This window comes from Stenotrophomonas sp. KH_052, assembly GCF_057838755.1.
Window position 1 is genome coordinate 2,888,262 of the sequence record NZ_CM174475.1, and the last position, 20,837, is coordinate 2,909,098.

Sequence of the window (20,837 nt, forward strand, 5' to 3'; positions counted from 1 at the left end):
CGGTGCATGGCTCAGGGAATCATCCAGGTCAGCCAGTAGGCCTGGGCCAGGGTGATCAGGCCGACCATCGTGGTGAAGATCAGGCTGTGCTTGACCGTGAAACGGAACAGGTCCGATTCCTTGCCGGCCAGGCCGACCGCCGCGCAGGCAATGGCGATCGACTGCGGCGAGATCATCTTGCCGGTGACACCGCCGGTGGTGTTGGCCGCCACCAGCAGCACGTCGGACACGCCGATCTGCTGCGCGGTGGTCGCCTGCAGCGCCGAGAACAGCGCGTTGGACGAGGTGTCCGAGCCGGTCAGGAACACGCCCAGCCAGCCCAGGAACGGCGAGAAGAACGGGAACGCATCACCGGTGTGCGCCAGTGCCAGTGCCAGCGTTGCCGACAGACCCGAATAGTTGGCAATGAAGGCGAAGGCCAGCACCATGCCGATCGAGTAGATCGGCATGCGCAGCTCACGCACGGTCTCGCCGAAGGTCTGCAGCGCCGAACGGGCCGGCATGCGCAGCGCGATGATAGCGATCACTGCGGCAAGGATGATCGAGGTGCCGGTGGCCGAGAACCAGTCGAACTTGTAGATCGCCTCATAGTTGAGCGGCGCGTCCACGATCGGCGGCATCTTCTGCACCATCTGGTCCAGGCCCGGCACCGGGAGCTTCAACACCCAGCTTTCCAGCGGGCCACCCGCCGCGAACAGCGACTTGAACGGCTTGATGCTCCACAGCGTGACCATCGCAGTGAGGATCAGGAACGGCGACCACGCCTTGGCAATCTGGCCGACGTTGTAGCGCGGCGCTTCCAGTGCCTGTGCAGCTGCCTCGGCGCTGGTTTCGGTGTCGAAGCGGAAGATCCGCACTGGCTTCCAGCGGCGCAGGAACAGGGTCAGGCAGACCAGCGACGCCAGCGACGCGGTGATGTCCGGCAGTTCCGGGCCGATGAAGTTGGAGGTCAGGTACTGCGCGATGGCGAACGAGCCACCGGCCACCAGCACCGCCGGCCAGGTTTCCTTGATGCCGCGCCAGCCATCCATGATCGCCATGATCCAGAACAGCACGATGATGGTCAGGAACGGCAGCTGGCGCCCGGCCATCTGGCCGATCTCGAATGGATCCAGGCCGGTGACCTGCCCGGCCACGATGATTGGAATGCCCATTGCGCCGAACGCCACCGGCGCGGTGTTGACGATCAGGCACAGGCCGGCCGCATACAGCGGCTTGAAGCCCAGCCCGACCAGCAGTGCCGCGGTGATCGCCACCGGCGCGCCGAAACCCGCCGCACCTTCCAGGAAGGCACCGAAGGCGAAGCCGACCATCAGCATCTGCAGGCGCTGGTCCTCGGTGACCGACAGGATCGAGGCGCGGATGATGTCGAACTGACCGGTCTTGACCGAGACTTTGTAGAGGAACACCGCGCCGATGATGATCCAGGCGATCGGCCACAGGCCGTAGACGAAGCCGAAACCGGCCGCGCCCAGCGCCTGGCTCAGCGGCATGCGGTAGAACAGCAGGGCCACGCCCAGCGCGATGGCCACGGTGATCGTGCCGGCCAGCCAGCCCTTCATCCGCAGCACCGCCAGGGCGACGAAGAAGAACGCGATCGGCAGCAGCGCGATCAGGCTGGACAACCACAGGTTGCCGGCGGGGTCGTACAGGTGTTGCCAGGGCTGCATGGGGGCTCTCGACTGGGGCGGGATGTGCTCCACCGCAGGCGGTGGGTCGCCATGGCCGTCGATCATTGGTATTACCAACAATAATTTCGATCAGACCACTTGCAGCGGATTTAACCGCCGCTCCGACGAAGCGCCTATTAGACCATAGGTCTAGATGCCATATTGGTCCGACCATTTAGGTCCAGTGGTAGTGCCGGCCGCTGGCCGGCAACTCGAGATTCCCTACGAAATCCGCTTCTCCAACCGCCGCATCACCGCCAGCACCAGCACGCACAGCACGCTCACCCCGATGGCAATCACGTACTTGCCGATGCCCACGGCGATGCCGATGGCCGCCGCCATGATCAGCGAACTGGCCGTGGTCAGGCCGCTGACCTGATCCTCGCGTGACCCACGCAGAATGGTGCCGGCGGCAACGAAGCCGACGCAGGCGACCACGGCTTCGATCAGGCGCACCGGGTCGACCTGCAGCAGGTCGCGGTAACGCTCCTGCTGGAAATGCTCTGCCACTGAATCGCCGAGTCCAACAATCAGCGCAGCAGCACCGGCAATCAGCATGTGGGTGCGCAGGCCCGCAGCGTGCTTGCCCATCTCGCGCTCGACACCGAGCACGCCGCCGAACAGCATTGCTGCGGCCACGCGCAGCAGGATCGAGACATCCTGGGTGAGTTCCATGGGCAGGCTCCGGGTGTTTCCCGGAGCGTTGCGCAGCAGCCGTGGCACAACGGTGAAGGCCACACCACAGCCCTTTCACCCGGTAGCGCCGGGCCATGCCCGGCGTCACCGTCGCCTGCGATCACCGCATCATTGCGCCAGATAGCCGCCATCGATGGCGTAGTACGCGCCGGTCGCGAACGAAGCATCGTCGCTGGCCAGCCAGGCAACCAGCGCCGCCACTTCCTCGGCCGTGCCCAGCCGTTTCAACGCATGGCGCCCTTCCAGCGTCGCACGCACCTTGGCATCCATCTTGTCCAGCAGCGGCGTGCTGATGAAACCCGGGCCGACCGCGTTGACACGGATGCCGTCGGCGGCATGTTCCCAGGCAGCGGTCTGGGTCAGCCCCACCACGCCGTGCTTGGCCGCCACATACGCGGTGGAACCGGCATAACCCACCTGGCCAAGGATCGACGCCATGTTGATGATGCTGCCACCGGAACCTGCCGCACGCATGGCCTGGATCTGCGCACGCTGGCACAGGAATACGCTGGTCAGGTTGACGTCGATCACGCGCTGCCATCCCTCCACGGGATAATCACCACTGCTGGCAGCCGGCCCACTGATGCCCGCATTGTTGACCGCGATATGCACACCGCCCAGTTCCTTCACCGTGCGCCGCACCGCCGCTTCGACCGCCGCATCATCGGTCACGTCCAGCGCGATGCCGATCGCCTGCACGCCGCTGCCCTGCAATTGCGCCACCGTGGCATCAACTGCCTCCTGCTTCAGGTCCCATACCGAAATACGCGCACCGGATGCGGCAAGGGTCTGCGCGACCGCCAGACCGATGCCGGACACACCGCCGGTCACGATCGCGGTCTTGCCGGTGAGCTGGTAATCAATCATCTGTGTTCTCCGTCTGTGGGGGTATTGGCGCGGCCTGTCGCGGTTAACCCCCCACGCTACGCCTCCGCCTGTGATGGCCCAGCAGACAGCGTGTCCGCAGGCGATCGTTCCATCGATAAAACCTCAACCCAAGTTGATGTATGGAATTACGTACGGATATGCAGGCAAAACGCCGCCGTATGTTCTACGGAGCATTCAACTTGGCCGTATTGATCAATGGTTTTGACCATCTCGAAATCAAATGTGGGTGAATCGCGGCGACAATGGGAAACGCTTCCAGTTTCTTTGACACATTCATTCCAATCTGGCGTTTCCCCAGCCCTTCCAGATACCGCCTCCGACGCGCCGCAGCGTGTCCACGCAGGTATCTATCGGAAATGCATCTGCATTGCAGAGCGCATGGGTCAGGTGCTGCCAGTGTCCACCTCCAATGCAAGTGCCGAGCAATGTCCCGATACTTCACCTTTGCCGATTACCGCCGCTTCGGCCACCGCCACGGCTTCGACTACCGCGCCGATCCGGAACACCTGCGTGATGACCAGTGGGCCGGCCACGGCGAGGTCAACGAACAGTTCCTGCGCGGTGGCATGAGCCTGATCGCCTCCGACGTCCATAATCGCTTCCCGTATGTGGCCACCGCCCAGCAGAGTCCCGGCCTGGCCATCCGCGTGATGCTGCAGGGCCAGGTCGATGTACGTGTTCCGCGCCGTCCCGGATTTACCCTGCGCGCCGGCACCGCGATGACCGCCCACCACCGCGAGCAGGTCGAAATGACCGGCGCGCACCCCGGCGAAACGCACATGCGTGGGGTCAGCGTGATGGTGCCGGCCAAGATCGATCCGGACGTGTTCCAGCTGCCGCAGTTGGAGACCGCGCTCAATACCCATCTGGAATGCCGTCACTGGGCGATTCCGCACACCCTGCTGCCGGTGCTGGGGCAGCTGTTCGACAGCCCCTGGCAGGACGGCATCGATGCGTTGTGGCGCGAAGGCGTGGCCCTGCAGCTGCTGGCCGTTGGCCTGCAAGCCGAAGATCTGCAGACCGACCAGGTGCGCGCATTGCGCGCGGGCCAACGCGAGCGGCTGGAACGCGTACGCGCCTACCTGCATGACGATCCGAGCCACACCCACAGCCTTGTCGAACTGGCCCAGCTGGCCTGCATGAGCCCGAGCTCGCTGCGCCGTCACTTTGCCCAGCAATACGGCTGCTCGGTATTCGACTACCTGCACGAGCAGCGCATGCGCCATGCCGAACAGGGCCTGCGCGAGGATGGCTGGACGGTTGAACAGGCCGCCGCCGCCAGCGGCTACCGGCACCCCAGCAACTTCGCCGCCGCGTTCCGCAAGCGTTTCGGCCTGGTGCCCAGCCGCTGGCGTACCGGTCCCTCGAAAGTGGGATGAGCCGCCAGGAGCGACGCCGGGCATTGCCGCACGGCGTCGCGGCGGCTAACGGCCTCCGCGGTCCTGCAATGCCTGCATCACCGCGTCCGGCAGTCGGCAAGGCTGCTTTGGGTCGCTGTCCACGCGCCAGCCCCGGCCCAGCAGCACGCCCTTTCCATCGCCCTGCGCACCCTCCTGCGGCCTGCAGTGCACCGCACTGGCGACTACATGGCCGTCCCGATCCAGCCACTGCTGCAGTCGATAGGTATGGCCTTCAACATTGGCGTGCTCGAAGCTGACTTCAACGATGCCGGGAACACCCTCGCCTCCGTCTCCCGCAGGCACCCGGCTTACCCCGCCGGATTCGAAGAGGCGCTGCGCAAGCACGTTCTGGCTGCCATCGATCAGCGCGCCCCGGGTCTTCCACGCGCCATCGTGCCCGACATCCTGCCGTACCCAGATGCGCTCGGCCGACAACGGAAGGATCTGGGCGTGGATCGGCGGCAGCACTTCGCGGCCGTCGGCCCGCATCATTCCGTAGCGGCCATCGCGCAGGAAGATCAGGTGATCGGCTGCAAGCACCTCGACGGATCCGAAGGCAGGCGCCACCACGCTGCCCAGTGCGGTGTTGTAGAGGTGCGAGTTGCCTTCCACATCATCCAGTACCAATAGCGGCGGCGCGATGTGGTCTTCCCGAAGCCGCAGGCCAGGCGGCATCAGGTGTGGTGTCAGACCGGCGTCCAGCCATAGGCGCGGGTCCTGCTCACCTGCCAGCGTTCCCATCACACCGGCCGCAGCCGCCCGGTAGCTGGCCACATCGGCCTGTTCGAACAGCACCTTGCCATCACAATCGAGGACGGCTGCGCCGACGCCGGCATAGGCGTTGCGCAGTCGCCATGGAAGCACCGGGTGGACATTGAAACTCAACGACCGTGCCTGCCCGACCACACGGCCCTGCACGTCAACGATCACCTCGTCCTCGCCCTCGTCCTTGCTGCGCAGCAACCAGCGTCCCGGACAGTAGTCCACGATCATGCCGCTGGCGGACGCGGGCAGCAGCACAAAGCGCTCGTCCTGCAGCAGCCAGCCACGTTCGGGCGTATCGCTGTCGAGGCCGTTGGCATACCGCCTGACCTCCAGCGGAGCACCTGCGTCGTCGTCGGCGCCGGCGCCGGCGCTGTTGCGATGGTGTGGCCACAGTGCGGCGCCCTGGTACAGCGCCTGGTCGACGCGCGCACCCGCTGCATCGACCCGCATCCAGGTATCCAGCCGGCGCAGCCACCAGCCGTTGCCACCTGCGGGCCGCGCCTCGTCGAAGTCGCCGCTCAGCACTACGGTGCCGGATTCATCCTGCACGCGGCAGGTTGCCGTCTCACGGTCAGCGCAGATCACATAGGCCTGCCGACCCGGGAACGGTCCTCCCACCCATATCGCCGGCGCGTCGATGCGCAGCACCTCGCGACCGTCCAGGCTGAAGAATTGCGTGCTGCCGTTGCGGCCCTGCCAGACGATTCGATCACGCGACAGCCGCCGCCAGTCGCCGGCCTCGCCCGTCGGTGCGAAATGCACCCTGCCCTGGGCATCGGCCAGGCCGGTACCCAGGTAGCGCTCCTGCGCATCACTGATGTCGACGCGCCAGAGCGTATCGCTCCCCTGCAGGCGATCGTCATAGCGGATGCGGCCGGCGAACTCATGCAGCAGGCGGCCTTCATCATCGAACCACTGCGAGCGCGGTGACCGACCGTGGCCTGACTGCTTGTACCAGTCGCTGCGATACCAGCGGTCCGGCCCCAGCAGCATGAGGCTTGTACCGTCAGGCGCTACCAGCAGGCGGCCTTCGGCACTGACCAACGCCTCCCCCTGGAACCCGCCAGCCCGAACGGCGAAGGCACCTGTGGCTGCCATCGCCGGCCCCGTCACCAGCATCGCGCAGCAGAGCAACATCCTTTTCATCGTGCATACCATCCAAAGCAGGGATGCACGCTATGCGATGACGATGGTCGATGCAGGCGACTGCGGCCCGCGCACACGGCGGGCCGCATGTCGTCGCCCTTACCTCAGTACACCGGCAGATCGATGTAGCTGGCCTGCGCCGCGCTGTGCCAGACCCGCTGCGTGGCCTTCTGGTAATCGCCCGGTTTGGCCAGGTAGATGTTCGGCACGTAGGTCTGCGGGTTGCGGTCGTATAGCGGGAACAGGCTGGACTGCACCTGCACCATCACCCGGTGCCCCTTCTGGAAGGTGTGGTTGGCGTTGGGCAGGTCGAAGCGGTACGGCAGCACTTCGTTGGCGGCCAGCGGCTTCGGATCGCTGAAGCTCTCGCGATAGCGGCCGCGGAAGATCGCCAGCGACACCGGCAGCTCGTAACCACCCATCTCCGGCGTCGACGCTTCCTGGTCCGGATACACGTCGATCAGCTTCACCACCCAGTCGCTGTCGGTGCCGCTGGTCGACGCCTGCAGATGCACCACCGGTGCGCCGCCGATGCGCAGCGGCGCGGTCAGCGGTTCGGTGATGAAGGTCAGCACGTCCGGGCGGCCATCAACGAAGCGCTGATCCTTGACCAGCCAGGTGGTCCACATGTCACGGTCACCGAAACGCACCGGACGCGGCACGAACGGCACCGGCTTGGCCGGGTCGGACACGTATTCCTCGAAGTCACCCTCGCCCGCCGCCGGCGCCTGGAACGCCAGCTTGCCGCCGGCCCGCAGGTACAGCGGCTTGCTGCTGGCGGTGCAACCCTTGTCGCAGCTGCGCGGCCAACCCTTCAGGCGATCCCAGTGGTTCTCGCCGGTGTTGTAGATCAGCACCGGCGGCGTGTCCGCCTTCGGCGCACCGTCCACCAGGTACTGGTCGAAGAACGGCTTGAGCACATCGCGGCGGAACTGCAGTGCGGTATCGCCATCGAACTTCAGCGCGCCCAGCTCGCTGCCACTGTAGTTCACCTGACTGTGCCGCCACGGCCCCATCACCAGGTAGTTGCGGTTGTTGCCGCTGTCGCGCCCTTCCATTGCCTGGTAGGCGTGGTTGGCACCCCACATGTCCTCCTGGTCCCACAGGCCCTGCAGCCACATGGTCGGCACCTTCAACGGTGTCTTCGCCATCACCGCGTCCAGCGCCTGGCCCTGCCAGAAGCCGTCATAGGCCGGGTGCTCGACCAGCTTCTTCCACCAGGTCAGCTGGTCCACGCCGGTGAAACGCGCGTAGTCGCCGGCCGAACCGATGCGCAGGAAGGTGCTGTAGTCGTCGTAGCCGAGGCTGGGCAACGGCGTGCCCTTGCCGCGCTTCTCGGTCTGCATTGCGAAATAGTTGAAATTGACCTGGCGGAAGGCACCGTAGTTGAGCCAGTCGTCACCCATCCAGCCATCGACCATCGGGCTCTGCGGCGCGGCCACCTTCAGCGCCGGGTGCGGGTCGGTCAGCGCCATCACCACGGTGAAGCCCTCGTACGACGAGCCAAGCATGCCGACCTTGCCGTTGCTCTCCGGCACGTTCTTCACCAGCCAGTCGATGGTGTCCCAGGCGTCGGTGGAGTGGTCCACCTTGGTGTTGTTCAACGGCCCGCGCAGCGGTCGGGTCATCACGTAATCGCCTTCGGAGCCGTACTTGCCACGGATGTCCTGGAACACGCGGATGTAACCGCCGTCGACAAACACTTCGTCACCCTGCGGCAGCAGGTCGCGCATGCGCGGCGAATCACTGCGGCTGGCGCGACCGGCAGCGTCGTAGGGCGTGCGGGTGAGCAGGATCGGCGCATTGCGCGCACCCTTGGGCACCACGATCACCGTATACAGCTTGGTGCCATCACGCATCGGCACCATCACCACGCGCTTGTCGTAGTCACGACCGACATCGGGGGCAACGAAGGGCTTGCCGCTGATGTCCGGGGTCATCGGCGGGGTTTCGGCGGCCAGCACGGTGCTGGACAGGCAAAGGGCAATGGCTACAGCGACGGCACGCACACGCATGGACAACCCCTCCCGGCAGGAAAGCATCAAGCCTACTCCTGCCTTGAGCCGTGAAGTGTGGGCGGGCTTTGCATTCTGCGGTGGATGCAGGCAGGACTGATGGCACATGTGCACCTCACTGCCGCTGCGCTCGCCGGGCATGGCCCGGCGCCACCGGTCGCGCAGGTCATAGGGTAGCGCCGGGCCATGCCCGGCGGATCCATCAACCCGCTTGAACCTCATGCAGCGCCAGCCAGCGCCAGCGCCCTGCTTCCTGCCGCAGCACCGCCAGCGATTCCCGCCATGCAGGCTCGCCGCCATCGATCGAATGCCCCTCGCGATAGCGCAGCACGGCCAGCGGTGAAGGCGCTTCCACCGCCTGCACGGCTTCGATGGAAATCTGCAGCCCTGGACGCGCGCCATGGACGCCCGCGAACAGAGCCTGCACGGCCTTCCGATCCAGCCTTTGGCCCGAGATACCGACCATGCTGAAATCGGCGCAGAAATGCGCCGTCAGATCGTCCAGCGCGTCGGCGCCCATCTCGGCGCGGAACCAGGCCTGCAGCTTGTCGTGCAGGAGGTGGACTTCATGTTCTGCGGTGGTATCCATCAAGTGTTCTCCGGTTGTGAAAGGGTGAGCAACTGCGGCCGGCGCAGCAGCGCCATCGGCAACAGTGTCAGTACGGCGGCTAGACCCAGCGCCGCGCCGGTGGCGCGGGCAGGCAGCCACTGCATGGCCAAGGCCAGCAGTAACGCAATGGCGGCGGTACCCAGGCAGAAACTGAGCTGGCGGTTGAGGTTCCAGAGTGCGCTGGCATCGCCCAATGCTTCGCCCTCGACCCCATGGAAGGCCAGCGTCTGCGCGGTGCTGCTGCACAGGCTGCCGCCGGCGCCCATCAAGGCAAACAGCCATGCTGCAATGGCAAAGACCGGGTGTGGCAGCAGCGCCATCAACAGCAGGCCGCCGGCTTGCAGCAGCATGCCGGCGCGCAACACCGTGGCCGGGCCGAAGCGAGCCAGCAGGCGCTTGCTGGCCGTGATCGCCATGGCCGAGGCCAGCGCCCACGGCAGCATCAACGCGCCGATGCGCGCCGCGCTGTAACCGGCCTGGTACAACTGCAGGGTACTGACCAGCTGACTGCCGATGAACACACCGGGTACGGCCAGATAGATCAGCATCGCCAGGCGCAGCCCGCGATGGGACAGCAGCGACCAGCGCAGCAGTGGCTGCTCCTGCTGCCGTGCATGCCGCAGGTGGGCCGCCGCCAGCAGCATTGCGATCAACAGCAGTACGGCACCGGCGGTCCGATGGCCGGGTTCGCCCACCCAGGTCAACGCCAGCAGCAGCGCGCCCAGCGCCAGCATCGCGGTGGACAGCGCATAGGCCTGCAGGCGCGGCGCACTGCGCGCGCCGTCGGCCGGCATCCACGCCAGCACCAGTCCAATCGCCACCACTGCCAGCGGCAGGCTGGCCCAGAGCACACCGCGCCAGGACAACCACTGCACCAGCAGCCCACCGAGCGCAGGCGCCAGTGCCGGCACCAGCAGCGCCACCAGCAGGATGCGGCGGGTCAGCGCGCCACGCTGGTCGGGCGTGCACTGTCGGTACGCTGCCGCCTGTGCCACCGGAATCAGCAGGCCACCAGCAAGCCCCTGAAGCAGCCGCCAACCCAGCAGCCAGCCGATACCTGGTGCCGCACCGGCCAGCACAGCGGCAACCGCGAACAGCAGCAACGCCACCAGCAGCAGGCGACGCTCACCACAGCGCGCGGCCAGCCAGGGCGCCAGCGGAATCACCACGCTCAGGCCCAGCATGTAGGCGGTGCCGACCCAGGCCAAGGTAGCGACGTCGGCATGCAGTTCCGCCGCCAATGCCGGATAGGCCACCGTGGCGATGAACATGTTGACCAGATCCAGGGCGAACACCAGCAGGAAGATCGCCTCATGGCGCAGGCGGGGGGACGGCATCGGCGGCGCTCCAGCGGGGAAGCGGCCAGCATGCCGCCCGGATCTTGTTGGAAAAACACGACGGCAGCTGCAACACTGTCAAACCTGTTTTGACAATGGATCATCATGGTCAGCCTCGATCGCTTCGATATCTTCCGCGCCGTGGTCGAGGCCGGCAGCCTGACCGCCGCCGCCGATCGCCTGGGCCTGAGCCGCGCGGTGGTCAGCTTCAACCTGAAGCGGCTGGAACAGGAGCTGGGCGTGACCCTGCTGCTGCGCAGTACCCGCCACCTGGCCCTGACCGGCGCCGGCGAGCAGTTCCTGCAGCACTGCGTGCAAGCGCTGGATGCAGCGCAGGCGGCGATCGATGCCGCCCGCCGCGACCAGCAACACCTGCAGGGCGTGCTGCGCCTGACCACCACCCCGGAGTACGCACAGCTGCGCCTGATTCCTGCGTTGGAGGCGTTCCGTGCGCGGCATCCGGCCCTGCAGCTGCACCTGTCGACGTCACCCGCGCCGGCGGACCTGATTCCCGAACGTTTCGACCTGGCGATCCGCCTCGGCCGCCTGCCAGACTCGGGCCTGCACGCCAATGAACTGGAGCGCCACCCGCTGTGCGCGGTGGCGGCTCCGTCCCTGCTGGCACGCCTGCCCTCTGCCGATGCTGCCGACGACCCCGTGCAGCTGGGCACCCTGCCCCGCCTGGGCTACCCGCGCCTTGCCGATGTGCCGGTGATTGCGCCTGATGGCAGCGACGCCCTGTTTGCCACCAACCCGGGCAATGCAGTGGTGCGCGTGGATGGTGCCAGCAGCCTGCGCGCCTTCGCCGTGGCCGGCGCCGGGGTCACCGTGCTGCCACGCTGGCTGATCGAGGACGACCTGGCCCAGGACCGGCTGCGCCCGGTGCTGCGCCAGCACCGGTTCCCGCAGCAGAGCGTGTACGCGGTCTACCCGCACAGCACGCAGCCCTCACCGAAGGTGCGGCAGCTGATTGATTTCCTGCGCGGGTGGTTTGTCACCTGAAAAGGGGACGGAGGGGATTAAGTCGTTTATGCATAAACGACTTAATCCCCTCCGTCCCTTTTTTGCATGGCCCCTTGCGGGGCCATGCCTTCAAGCCTCAGCGCAGCACCTGCTCCACCAGCTGCACGTCCACGCTCTGCAGCGGCTCGGCCGCGTTGCGCGACAGCTGCACCTGGTAGGTGCCGCCATCGATCTTCCACTGACGGGCCTGCGCATCGTAGTGGGCCAGGGTCTTCGGCTCGGCTTCGATGCGGATGCGGCGCTGTTCGCCCGGCTGCAGGGTCACCTTGTCGTAGCCGATCAGGCGGATCGGCGTGGTGCTGCCGGCCGGCAGCTTCAGGTACAGCTGGGCCACATCGGCACCGGCGCGCTTGCCGGTGTTGCGGATGTCGACGCTGGCGACCAGGCGCGATCCTTCCACGCTCACCTTCAGGTTTTCATAGGCGAACGTGGTGTACGACAGGCCATGGCCGAAGGCGAAGGTCGGGGTCAGGCCCTTTGCCGCCATCCACTTGTAGCCGACGTTGGCGCCTTCGATATCGAAATCGAACACATCGCCGAACGGCTTGGCCGGCTTGAAGCCGAGGCCGTCGATGTGCGGGCGCGGCAGCTGCGATTCATCCACTACCCAGGTCACCGGCAGGCGCCCGGACGGATTGACCTGGCCGGTCAGCAGTGCGGCAATGCCTTCGCCACCGCGGATGCCCGGGTACCAGGCCTGCAGCATCGCCGGCACCTGCGCCAGCCACGGCGTGCGCACCGGGCCGTTGGTTTCCAGCACCAGCACGGTCTTCGGGTTGGCCTTGGCCACCGCCGAGATCAGTGCGTCCTGCTTGTCCGGCAGCTGCATGTCCGGCAGGTCCACCGATTCGGCGGCCCACTGGGTGGCGAACACGATGGCCACATCGGCCTGCGCGGCGGCCTTGGCCGCAGCGGCGGCATTGGTGCCGTCCACATACTCGATGGTCGCATCCGGACGCGCCGCACGCAGCGACTCCAGCGGCGAGGACGGGTGGAAGATCACCGGGCCCGGCCAGGTGGTGGGCAGCACGCCCGGCACCGCGTTGGTGCCATTGGCGGTCACGCCCACCATCGACGAACCACCGCCACCGATCACGCCCTTGTCGGCGTGGCCGCCGATGATGACGATGCGCTTCACGCTGTCGGCCAGCGGCAGCAGGTTGCCTTCATTGCGCAGCAGCACGCTGCCTTCTTCCACCGTGCGCTGGGCGACGGCGAAGCCAGCCTCGGCGTCCACCTTCTGGTGCTGCGGCGGGTTGTCGAAATTGCCGTGCAGGAACATCGTGCGCAGGATGCGCGCCACCATGTCGTTCAGGCGCACCTGCGGCACCACGCCGCCGTGCACGGCCAGGCGCAGCGGCTCATCGAAGAACACGGCCGCGTCGAACACTTCACCGGCCGACTGCTGGTCCAGGCCGGCCAGCGCCGCCTTCGAACCGCTGTGTACGCCGCCCCAGTCGGACATCACGAAACCGGGGAACTTCCATTCCTGCTTCAGCACCTGGTTCATCAGGTAGCCGTTCTCGCAGCCGTAGGTGCCGTTGATCTTGTTGTACGAGCACATCGCCACGCCCGGTCGCCCGGCGTCCAGCGCGATCTCGAAGGCCAGCAGGTCCGACTCGTGCATGGCTTGTTCGCCGATGCGCACGTCGTGGAAGTTGCGGCGGGTCTCCATGTCGTTCAGCGCGAAATGCTTCATCGAGGAGATCACGTGCTGGCTCTGCACGCCCTGGATCAGCGCGCCGACCATCGAACCGGCCAGCAGCGGATCTTCACCGGCATATTCGAAGTTGCGGCCGTTGCGCGGGTCGCGCTGCAGGTTGACGCTGCCGGACAGCAGGATGTTGAAGCGCTGCTGCCACGCTTCACGGCCCATGGTTGCGCCACCGGCAAAGGCAACCGCACGGTTCCAGGTGGAAGCGGTGGACGGGCCCGACGGCATGGCCGTGGCGAAATCACCCGGGCGGATGCCACCCGGATTGGTCACGCCGACGCCGGCATCGGCCGACTGCTGCGACGGAATGCCCAGGCGCGCGACTTCCGGCACGAAGCCGGCCGAACCCACCGCACCTTCCGGCAGCTTGCCGCCATCCTTGCCCAGCCCGAAGTAGCTGTGCAGCATCTGGAACTTCTCGTCTTCGGTCATCGCCTTCAGCAGCAGCGCAGCGCGCGCGTCGGCGGTGAGCGTGGTGTCCATCCATGGCCGTTCACCGCCCTTGTCGGCGGCATAGGCCAAGGTCAGGAGGGTTGCGCGCAGGCTGCTGCCTTCCACCTTGAACGGCGCGCTGCTGGCCGCTTGGAAACCATCGCTGAAGTAGCTGGCGTCGGCTTCCAGGGCAACGCGTGCCGGGTCGAAGCCGGCCGCTTTGGCCGACTCACCGGCCACCGCGCCAAGCAGCACCGCCGGCGCGCCCAATCGCGAACGCGACACCAGTGCCGGAAGCTGTGCGGCGCCTGCACCAGCATCGGTGTAGACGGCTACGGTGTGGCGGCCATCGTCGAGGCGCAGGTAGTTCAGGCCCGGCTGGTCGGGACCGGATTCGGCCGCGATCGGCAGCCGGGTCAGTACCGCCTGCCCGTGCTGGGTCTGGCCGTCATCCTTGCCGGTGGAAATGAAGCGGTACTCATAGCCCAGCCCATCGGCCAGCAGCTGCAGCGGATCGACCTGGCCGATGCCACGCTGCACCTGGCGCACGCTCACCGCATCCACCTGCAGGGTCTTCAGCTGGGCGGCCAGGGCCGGCATCGCCTCGGCGGTCGGGGCCTGTTCCAGGGTCAGCACAGTGAACGCAGCTGTGTCGGCCCAGGCCGGGGCGGCCAGTGCGGCAGACAGGGCCAGGGACAGTGCAAGCGGTTTTGTAAACGTTTTCATCGGCAGGCGTAATTCCGTTGCCAAGGCAATCGGTCCAGGGAAAGTGCCGCCGAAGGGTGCAGCGTTCATGCCGCGCAGGGGTTGCCAGGCAACGTCCCGCAGGCCGAAGGACGGGCCGGTCTGCGCCTGGGACCCTCCTCCCGGCGTGACAACCTGCCTGTCCGGGCCGCGCAGGGCGACCCAATCATGTGAAGATTGTGCGAGGGCGTTCACACCTGTCAACAGGACCTAAGTCACAGGGTGACCGCGACGGTCGGTTATCAGGCCATCACCGGCAGTCATCAGCGCGCCGCGCGGGGCTGCCGATAATGGGTTGTCACCGGCCCTGAACCCCGCCCATGAACATACATCGCGACTTCGATCACCTCTGGCGCGACCGCTGTGATACCTCCAGCCAGCGCAGTCCCCGGGTGCTGATCCGGGTGTTCGTTGCCCCGGGCGAGCTGGAGCGCAGCGTGGCCTTCTACGAACAACTGCAGGGCGTGGTGGCCGATGCGGGCTTTCCGTTTCCCGATGCCGGCCTGCGCCTGGCGATGGTCGGTGCATTCCTGCTGATCGAAGGGTGCGATGCGGCGCTGGCGCCGTTCACTTCGACCACGGGGACGCTGCTGGTCGACGACGTTCGGCCCTATCACGACAAGCTGGTGGCGGCCGGCGCCGAGATCATCTTCCCGTTGCAGGTGGTGCCCACCGGGGCGGCATTCAACGCGGTGCATCCTGATGGCACCGTGGTCGAGTACGTGCATCACCGGCCGGATCCGCAGGGGCGGTGAGGTGACGGCCGGGCTGTGCCCGGCACCCGCGGTAGTGCCGGCCGCTGGCCGGCAACCTCAGAAGCAACAGCGGGCTTCCTGGGGGGTGGCGGGGTGGGTCCGGTTGCGGGGGACGGCGCAAGTACGTCCATGTAGCCTCGATCGCGCCATCCATGGCGCTCACGCCCCCGCAACCGGACCCACCCCGCCTTGGACAATTCGCCGCAATCTGCAGTAGATCCACGCCATGCGTGGATGTTCTTCGATCAATCGTCGAATCAATCGATTTCGATGGAGATTCATCCACGCATGGCGTGGATCTACAATTCCTCCATGTCCTCTCCCGCCCTGCCCTGGAATGGCACGCTGCTGCTGGATGCTCACGTGGCCGTGCTGCAGGGCCACGCCGGTGGCAGCGATACGCACGCGCACTACGCACATCAGCTGCTGCTGAGCGACGGCGCGCTCTGGCAGGTCGAGGTCGCTGGCGTACAGCAGCAGGGCCAGCGGCTGTGGCTGCCGTCATTCCAGCCGCACGCAATCCTGTCGGCGCCGGAAGCGGGCTGTACGGTGTTCCTCGAGCCCGCGCATGCCGATCCCGGGCAGATCCAGCAGCACCTGCACGCGCTGCCGGGCAACGCGCTGGAGCTGCACGACTGGTTACCACGGTTGAGCCGCCCGCAGCCGCTGGACCGCCGCGTGCAGGCGGCGCTGTCCCGTATCGCCCAGCACCTGCCCGGCCCGGTGCCGGCTGCAGATATCGCCGAGGCGGCGCATCTGTCGACCAGCCAGCTGCATCGGCGTTTCCAGTCCGATCTGGCGGTAACCCTGCGCGGCTGGGTGCTGTGGCAACGGCTGCGCCGCGCACTGATGCATCATCTGCGCGGGCACAGCCTGACCGACAGCGCGCACGCGGCCGGATTCGCTGACCTGGCCCATCTGTCACGCAGCCTGCGCCGCATGTTCGGCATCGGTGCCGCGCAGCTGCAGGGCCTGCAGCTGCACGCGGCCTGACACGCCCCATCATCCGCGCCTGCGCAGACCTTCCGGCAGCTCAGGTACCTCGCCATGCGGCAGTTCGCGGAACGGCGCCAGCAGCTGTCCGGGATAATCGCGCGGATAGTCCGGCTGGCTGCCGATGCCGAGGTCGCGTTGTTGCAGCCGATAGCCGGGCGCATCGAAGGCGGTCCCCAGCAGGTGATCCCAGACAGTCAGGAACAGGCCGAAGTTGACGTCGCCGGCGGTGCCGTAACGCATGTGGTGGAAGCGATGCAGCGGTGCCCAGGCCATCACCCGGCCCAGCACGCCGGGGCGCATGTCCACGTTGGAATGCTGCAGCAGCAGCTGGATGGCAATGGCGAAGGCCAGCACCGCAGCCACCGGCATCGGCAGGCCCAGCACCAGCAGCGGCAGCACGCCACCGACCGCTTCGGCCGCCTGGTGCAGCGGATGCTTCATCAGTCCGTTGAAACCATACATGCGGGTCACGCTGTGATGCACCGCATGCAGCCGCCACAGCCAGCCGATGCGATGGCTGGCGTAGTGCACCAGGGTTATGCCGAGATCGGCGCAGATGACGGCCAGTAGCACCTGCAGCGCGAATGGCCACTGCAGCGGCCAGGCCTGCCACGGAATGATGGCTGCCAGCAGTGGCACCGCCGCGATCGACAGCAGGTTCAGGCTCTCGTTGACCAGCGCATGCAGGGTGTCACGCAGGCTGTCGCCGTGATCGTGGTTGAACGCGGGGTCATACGGCCAAGCACGTTCGGCAGCGAACGAGACCGCGATGGCAACCGCCAGCAAGGCCAGCAGCCATAGCGGGTCGCCGTGGAGGTGGCCGACCCAGGCGACGGCGGCGGCAACGAAACCCAGCAGGAACAACGGGGCATACAGGCGGAGCATCCAGTGCTTCATGGGCAATCCGGAAAGTAAGGGACCTGCATGCTGGCGCCGCGTATGGGGCGCCGGCTTGAACAAACGGCGCAACCCGTGGGTCCGCCGCTGCTGGATGCCCATCGTGGTCGGCACCGCGTTTGCCACATCAACCCACGGCGCGACTCTACAATGGCGCCCTCTTCGCGCCCGAGACCGGCATGGATTCCTTCAACCTGATGCGTGCCTTCCGCCGCATCGTCGAACGCGGCGGGCTGGCCCGCGCCGCTGAAGACCTGGGCATGTCGCCGGCCGGGCTCAGCAAGCAGCTGCGCACGCTGGAAGCGCACCTGGGCGTGGTGCTGCTGCAGCGGACCACGCGGCGCATGAGCCTGACCGAGACCGGCCACGCCTATTACCGCGAATGCTGCCGCCTGCTCGACGAGCTGGAGGCGCTGGAACGCGGCATCGCCGAACAGCGCGGCGACGTGGCCGGGCGCCTGCGCGTCAATGCACCGCAATCATTCGCGCTGAGCACGCTGTCGCCGCTGCTGCCACGCTTCCTGCAGCAGCATCCGCAACTGTCGCTGGACCTTGTGATGGAAGACCGCCTGCTTGATGCGGTGGGCGAAGGTTTCGATGTGTCGCTGCGGTTACGTGCCGAGCTGGACGACTCGCGGCTGGTAGCGCGCCGCTTGGCCTCGCTGCAGCAGGTGCTGTGCGCGGCCCCGTCCTACCTGCAGCAGCACCCGGCACCGCAGGCGGTGGACGAGCTGCAGGCGCACAGCGTGCTGGCCTACAGCCTGTCCGACTCGCCCGGCAGTTGGCCGCTGCTCGGCCCGGATGGCCAGGTGACGATCACCCTGCCCGCGCGCGTCACCGTCAACAACAGCCTGCTGCTGCGCGACCTGCTGGTGGCCGGCATGGGCATCGGCGCCCTGCCCTCGTTCCTGGCGGCACCGGCGCTGGCCCGTGGCGAACTGCAGCAGGTGCTGCCCGACCACCGCTATCCGCCGCGCTTCGTGCATGCGGTCTACCCCACCTCGCGCCACCTGCAGCCCAAGGTGCGTGCCTTCATCGATTTCCTGCACGCCGAGCTGCCCGGCTGCGCTGGCCTGGATTCGTAACCGCCAGCGAAAACTGAGCTGCCCGCGGCGTGCTGTTTCAGACGCGCCGCGCTGCCTAATCTGCCGCCTCCCCTCTCACCGATGGCAGGCAGATGTCTTCCGTTCCTTCCCCCACCACCGCCGCGCCGGTGGTCGATTTCTTCCACGACGTGGTCTGCGGCTGGTGCTTCGTGCTGGCCCCGCGCCTGCAGCAGGTCTCCGCCGAAATCGGCATCCAGGTGCGTCACCGCAGCTTCGTGCTGCAGGACTCGCGCGCGCAGATGGTCGAGGTGTTCGGCTCGATGGAGCGCGCCAAGGCGATCATCCTGCGCCACTGGACCGACTGCGCCGCGCATGAAGACACCGCGCGCATCGATATCGAAGGCATGCGTGCACAGGACTTCGAGTATCCATCCGGCTGGCTCGGCGCACTGGCCTGCCAGGCCGCCGGCATGCTCGGTGGCAACGACGCCCATGGCGCGATGTTCGATGCCGTGCAGTGGGCGCACCTGCACCAGCACCGCAACATCGGCGATGCCGAAGTACTGCTGGATATCGCCGAAGCACTGGGCCACCCGCGTGGCGCCTTCGCTGACCACATGCGCAGCGACGCAGCAGCCCGGCGTGTGCAGGCCGACCGTGCCGAAGCCGCGACCCTCGGCATCCGCTCCATTCCCACCGTGATCGGCGGCAACGGCCTGCGCCTGCAGACCCTGCCGCTGCCGCAACTGCGCCAGGCCCTGGCGCACCTGGTCGCGGCCTGAGCCGCACCGTCCCCCACCCTGCAAGGAGATTCCCCATGACCTCACGTACCCTGGCCACCGCGCTGGCCCTGCTGCTGGCCGGCACCGCCGCTTCCACCACCGTGTCCGCGCACGAACGCGTTCCCTCCGGCCAACAGGTCGGCACCAGCCCCTGGGGGCCGAAGGACGAGATCGGCCGCCTCAACCTGATCACCGAGGCCTCGCGTGCGGCGATCCTGTCGCGGGTCAGCGGCGGCAAGGCCTATGACCTGGCCACCGAATACTACGTCGGCATGCCCAGCTGGCAGGATGCCGGCGACCCGCACTACCAGTTCTGGATGACCCACACCCCGCGCGGCACGGTGATGGACGACCCGATGGGCGTGGGTGAAACCATGAACCTCACCCGCAGCTACACCGGCACCGCGTTCTCGATGTACAGCCACACCGGCACCCACATCGATGCGCTGAACCACTTCGGCATCCACGGAAAGATCTGGAACGGCTTCGAGGCCGACAAGCACCTCGGTGACCGTGGCTGGAATGTCACCGGCATCGAGAAATTCCCGCCGCTGATCGCGCGTGGCGTGCTGATCGACGTGGCCGGCGCCAAGGGCGTGGACATGCTGCCGGACAGCTACCGCGTCACCCGCCAGGACCTGAAGGATGCGCTGGCACGCCAGCAGGTGGAACTGCAGCAGGGTGACATCGTGCTGATCCGCACCGGCCGCATGCGCCTGTTCGAGCAGCCCAAGGCCTACATGGCCAACCCGCCGGGCATGGGCCTGGACGCGGCGCGCTTCCTGGTGGAGGACAGCGGCGCGATGATCGTCGGCGCCGACAACCTCAGCTTCGAGACCTTCCCCTCGGAGGTGTCCGACGACTACGTGCCGCTGCACACCTACCTGCTGGCCCAGCAGGGCGCGCCGATCATCGAGCTGGTGGCGCTGGACGAACTGGCCCGCGACAAGGTCTATGAGTTCGCCTTCATCGGCGGCCCGCTGAAGATCCGCGGCGGCGATGCCGCGCCGCTGCGCCCGGTGGCGCTGCCGGTCCGCCCGTAACCGGGGCCTGCGGGGTGCCGCCCCTGGTCGGCATTCCGTCCCATACCGGGTGGGTGCCGACCTTGGTCGGCACTCCTTTACCCCTTCAGCAACCTGAAACCCGACCTTCCGATTTCATTAGTAATTCTACTCACAAGGCGAGTAGCATGTCCGGTCTCAGCCCCTGATACCGGCCCGTCGATACTCGCGCCATGCCTGCCGTTTCCGCCCGTTCCTGCCGCTTCCAGCCCGATCGGCGCCTCCCTTGGAGGACCGGCTGATGGGTGCTGTCGTCGCCCTCGACCGGCTGCTGGACGGGCGCCAGCTGTGGCGCGGCCCAGCCCGCCAGGGGCCGGCCAGCGACCACCTGGCCAGTGGCCATCCGGCGCTGGACGCACGCCTGCCCGGCGGTGGCTGGCCGGCCAGCGGGCTGTGCGAGGTGCTACAGGCCGCGCCCGGCGTCGGCGAGCTGGCGCTGGTCTGGCCGGCGCTGGCGAAGCTGAGCCAGCGCGACCGCCCGATCGTGCTGGTCGCCCCGCCCTACCGCCCGCATGCCCCGGCCTGGGCGGCTGCCGGGCTGGACCTGGCCCAGCTGCAGATCATCCACGCCGCACCGAAACAGGCGCTGTGGGCCGCCGAACAGTGCCTGCGCTCTGCGGCCTGCGCGGCGGTGCTGTGTTGGCCACACCAGGCCGACGACCGCTCACTGCGCCGGCTGCAGGTGGCTGCCGACAGCGGCCAGTGCCTGGGCTTCGTGTTCCGCGAGGCGCAGGCAGCGCGCAACCCCTCCCCGGCCAGCCTGCGCCTGCAGCTCGACCACGGCCAGGTACGGGTGCTGAAGTGCCGTGGCGGCCTGCCACCGGCGCAGCCGTTGCCACTGGCCATCGCCCACTGAGGCC

Annotated in this window: 17 protein-coding genes; 8 read left to right on the forward strand and 9 right to left on the reverse strand. The window is 67.2% G+C overall.

Annotated elements, in window-relative coordinates; genetic code table 11:
* Positions 1-11 precede the first annotated feature (11 nt).
* The 3 genes from lldP to AC3ITW_RS13310 all read right to left on the reverse strand — a co-directional run bounded on the left by lldP (position 12) and on the right by AC3ITW_RS13310 (position 3,233).
* Complete coding sequence (gene lldP, locus AC3ITW_RS13300; RefSeq protein WP_006373138.1) at positions 12-1,670, reverse strand: L-lactate permease; 1,659 nt, start codon at positions 1,668-1,670, stop codon at positions 12-14.
* A gap of 222 nt (positions 1,671-1,892) precedes the next feature.
* Positions 1,893-2,345 (reverse strand): MgtC/SapB family protein, encoded by a 453-nt coding sequence (locus tag AC3ITW_RS13305; RefSeq protein WP_005410036.1) that lies wholly within the window; start codon positions 2,343-2,345, stop codon positions 1,893-1,895.
* Positions 2,346-2,474: 129 nt separating this feature from the next.
* Positions 2,475-3,233, reverse strand: a complete 759-nt coding sequence (locus AC3ITW_RS13310; RefSeq protein WP_100468829.1) for an SDR family NAD(P)-dependent oxidoreductase — start codon at positions 3,231-3,233, stop codon at positions 2,475-2,477.
* A gap of 446 nt (positions 3,234-3,679) precedes the next feature.
* Here AC3ITW_RS13310 and AC3ITW_RS13315 point away from each other — a divergent pair, with 446 nt between their 5' ends.
* On the forward strand, positions 3,680-4,633 hold the full coding sequence (locus AC3ITW_RS13315) for a helix-turn-helix transcriptional regulator (protein WP_012511379.1): 954 nt from the start codon (positions 3,680-3,682) through the stop codon (positions 4,631-4,633).
* A 45-nt stretch (positions 4,634-4,678) separates the two neighbouring features.
* Here AC3ITW_RS13315 and AC3ITW_RS13320 read toward each other — a convergent pair whose 3' ends face one another.
* From AC3ITW_RS13320 to AC3ITW_RS13335, 4 genes are all read right to left on the reverse strand, one after another.
* Entirely contained in the window at positions 4,679-6,565 is a 1,887-nt protein-coding gene (locus AC3ITW_RS13320; RefSeq protein ID WP_489389632.1) for a hypothetical protein, read from the reverse strand.
* 104 nt (positions 6,566-6,669) lie between these two features.
* Positions 6,670-8,580 (reverse strand): CocE/NonD family hydrolase, encoded by a 1,911-nt coding sequence (locus tag AC3ITW_RS13325; protein WP_006373273.1) that lies wholly within the window; start codon positions 8,578-8,580, stop codon positions 6,670-6,672.
* A gap of 202 nt (positions 8,581-8,782) precedes the next feature.
* Positions 8,783-9,169 (reverse strand): DUF4440 domain-containing protein, encoded by a 387-nt coding sequence (locus AC3ITW_RS13330; protein WP_012511382.1) that lies wholly within the window; start codon positions 9,167-9,169, stop codon positions 8,783-8,785.
* On the reverse strand, positions 9,169-10,527 hold the full coding sequence (locus AC3ITW_RS13335) for an MFS transporter (protein WP_012511383.1): 1,359 nt from the start codon (positions 10,525-10,527) through the stop codon (positions 9,169-9,171). Before AC3ITW_RS13335 ends, AC3ITW_RS13330 begins: the two co-directional genes overlap by 1 nt.
* A gap of 105 nt (positions 10,528-10,632) precedes the next feature.
* Between AC3ITW_RS13335 and AC3ITW_RS13340 the strand changes: the two genes are divergently transcribed.
* A complete protein-coding gene (locus tag AC3ITW_RS13340; RefSeq protein ID WP_006373286.1) occupies positions 10,633-11,529 on the forward strand; it encodes a LysR family transcriptional regulator in 897 nt (298 codons plus the stop codon).
* A gap of 97 nt (positions 11,530-11,626) precedes the next feature.
* Here AC3ITW_RS13340 and AC3ITW_RS13345 read toward each other — a convergent pair whose 3' ends face one another.
* Entirely contained in the window at positions 11,627-14,422 is a 2,796-nt protein-coding gene (locus tag AC3ITW_RS13345; RefSeq protein WP_180889446.1) for a beta-glucosidase family protein, read from the reverse strand.
* Between the two features lie 338 nt (positions 14,423-14,760).
* Here AC3ITW_RS13345 and AC3ITW_RS13350 point away from each other — a divergent pair, with 338 nt between their 5' ends.
* Positions 14,761-15,195 carry a VOC family protein gene (locus tag AC3ITW_RS13350; RefSeq protein ID WP_012511386.1) on the forward strand — a complete coding sequence of 145 codons (435 nt, stop codon included), beginning with the start codon at positions 14,761-14,763 and terminating at the stop codon, positions 15,193-15,195.
* Between the two features lie 288 nt (positions 15,196-15,483).
* On the forward strand, positions 15,484-16,188 hold the full coding sequence (locus AC3ITW_RS13355) for an AraC family transcriptional regulator (protein ID WP_100434874.1): 705 nt from the start codon (positions 15,484-15,486) through the stop codon (positions 16,186-16,188).
* Between the two features lie 9 nt (positions 16,189-16,197).
* Here the strand turns inward: AC3ITW_RS13355 and AC3ITW_RS13360 are convergent, their stop codons facing one another.
* On the reverse strand, positions 16,198-17,088 hold the full coding sequence (locus tag AC3ITW_RS13360; protein ID WP_032970910.1) for a sterol desaturase family protein: 891 nt from the start codon (positions 17,086-17,088) through the stop codon (positions 16,198-16,200).
* A gap of 179 nt (positions 17,089-17,267) precedes the next feature.
* Here AC3ITW_RS13360 and AC3ITW_RS13365 point away from each other — a divergent pair, with 179 nt between their 5' ends.
* The 4 genes from AC3ITW_RS13365 to imuA all read left to right on the forward strand — a co-directional run bounded on the left by AC3ITW_RS13365 (position 17,268) and on the right by imuA (position 20,833).
* Positions 17,268-18,173: a LysR family transcriptional regulator gene (locus tag AC3ITW_RS13365; protein ID WP_006373549.1), complete on the forward strand. Its 906-nt coding sequence runs from the start codon at positions 17,268-17,270 to the stop codon at positions 18,171-18,173.
* 92 nt (positions 18,174-18,265) lie between these two features.
* Positions 18,266-18,916, forward strand: a complete 651-nt coding sequence (locus AC3ITW_RS13370) for a DsbA family oxidoreductase (protein ID WP_100434877.1) — start codon at positions 18,266-18,268, stop codon at positions 18,914-18,916.
* Positions 18,917-18,951: 35 nt separating this feature from the next.
* On the forward strand, positions 18,952-19,959 hold the full coding sequence (locus AC3ITW_RS13375) for a cyclase family protein (protein WP_100434878.1): 1,008 nt from the start codon (positions 18,952-18,954) through the stop codon (positions 19,957-19,959).
* A gap of 259 nt (positions 19,960-20,218) precedes the next feature.
* Positions 20,219-20,833: a translesion DNA synthesis-associated protein ImuA gene (gene imuA, locus AC3ITW_RS13380; RefSeq protein ID WP_012511391.1), complete on the forward strand. Its 615-nt coding sequence runs from the start codon at positions 20,219-20,221 to the stop codon at positions 20,831-20,833.
* Positions 20,834-20,837: the final 4 nt, after the last annotated feature.

Coding starts and splice junctions, on each gene's coding strand:
- imuA (WP_012511391.1), top strand. CDS start 20,219: ATGGGTGCTGTCGTCGCCCTCGACCGGCTGCTGGACGGGCGCCAGCTG.
- AC3ITW_RS13305 (WP_005410036.1), bottom strand. CDS start 2,345: ATGGAACTCACCCAGGATGTCTCGATCCTGCTGCGCGTGGCCGCAGCA.
- AC3ITW_RS13375 (WP_100434878.1), top strand. CDS start 18,952: ATGACCTCACGTACCCTGGCCACCGCGCTGGCCCTGCTGCTGGCCGGC.
- AC3ITW_RS13370 (WP_100434877.1), top strand. CDS start 18,266: ATGTCTTCCGTTCCTTCCCCCACCACCGCCGCGCCGGTGGTCGATTTC.
- AC3ITW_RS13365 (WP_006373549.1), top strand. CDS start 17,268: ATGGATTCCTTCAACCTGATGCGTGCCTTCCGCCGCATCGTCGAACGC.
- AC3ITW_RS13340 (WP_006373286.1), top strand. CDS start 10,633: ATGGTCAGCCTCGATCGCTTCGATATCTTCCGCGCCGTGGTCGAGGCC.
- lldP (WP_006373138.1), bottom strand. CDS start 1,670: ATGCAGCCCTGGCAACACCTGTACGACCCCGCCGGCAACCTGTGGTTG.
- AC3ITW_RS13335 (WP_012511383.1), bottom strand. CDS start 10,527: ATGCCGTCCCCCCGCCTGCGCCATGAGGCGATCTTCCTGCTGGTGTTC.
- AC3ITW_RS13345 (WP_180889446.1), bottom strand. CDS start 14,422: ATGAAAACGTTTACAAAACCGCTTGCACTGTCCCTGGCCCTGTCTGCC.
- AC3ITW_RS13325 (WP_006373273.1), bottom strand. CDS start 8,580: ATGCGTGTGCGTGCCGTCGCTGTAGCCATTGCCCTTTGCCTGTCCAGC.
- AC3ITW_RS13310 (WP_100468829.1), bottom strand. CDS start 3,233: ATGATTGATTACCAGCTCACCGGCAAGACCGCGATCGTGACCGGCGGT.
- AC3ITW_RS13355 (WP_100434874.1), top strand. CDS start 15,484: ATGGCGTGGATCTACAATTCCTCCATGTCCTCTCCCGCCCTGCCCTGG.
- AC3ITW_RS13315 (WP_012511379.1), top strand. CDS start 3,680: ATGTCCCGATACTTCACCTTTGCCGATTACCGCCGCTTCGGCCACCGC.
- AC3ITW_RS13350 (WP_012511386.1), top strand. CDS start 14,761: ATGAACATACATCGCGACTTCGATCACCTCTGGCGCGACCGCTGTGAT.
- AC3ITW_RS13320 (WP_489389632.1), bottom strand. CDS start 6,565: ATGAAAAGGATGTTGCTCTGCTGCGCGATGCTGGTGACGGGGCCGGCG.
- AC3ITW_RS13360 (WP_032970910.1), bottom strand. CDS start 17,088: ATGAAGCACTGGATGCTCCGCCTGTATGCCCCGTTGTTCCTGCTGGGT.
- AC3ITW_RS13330 (WP_012511382.1), bottom strand. CDS start 9,169: ATGGATACCACCGCAGAACATGAAGTCCACCTCCTGCACGACAAGCTG.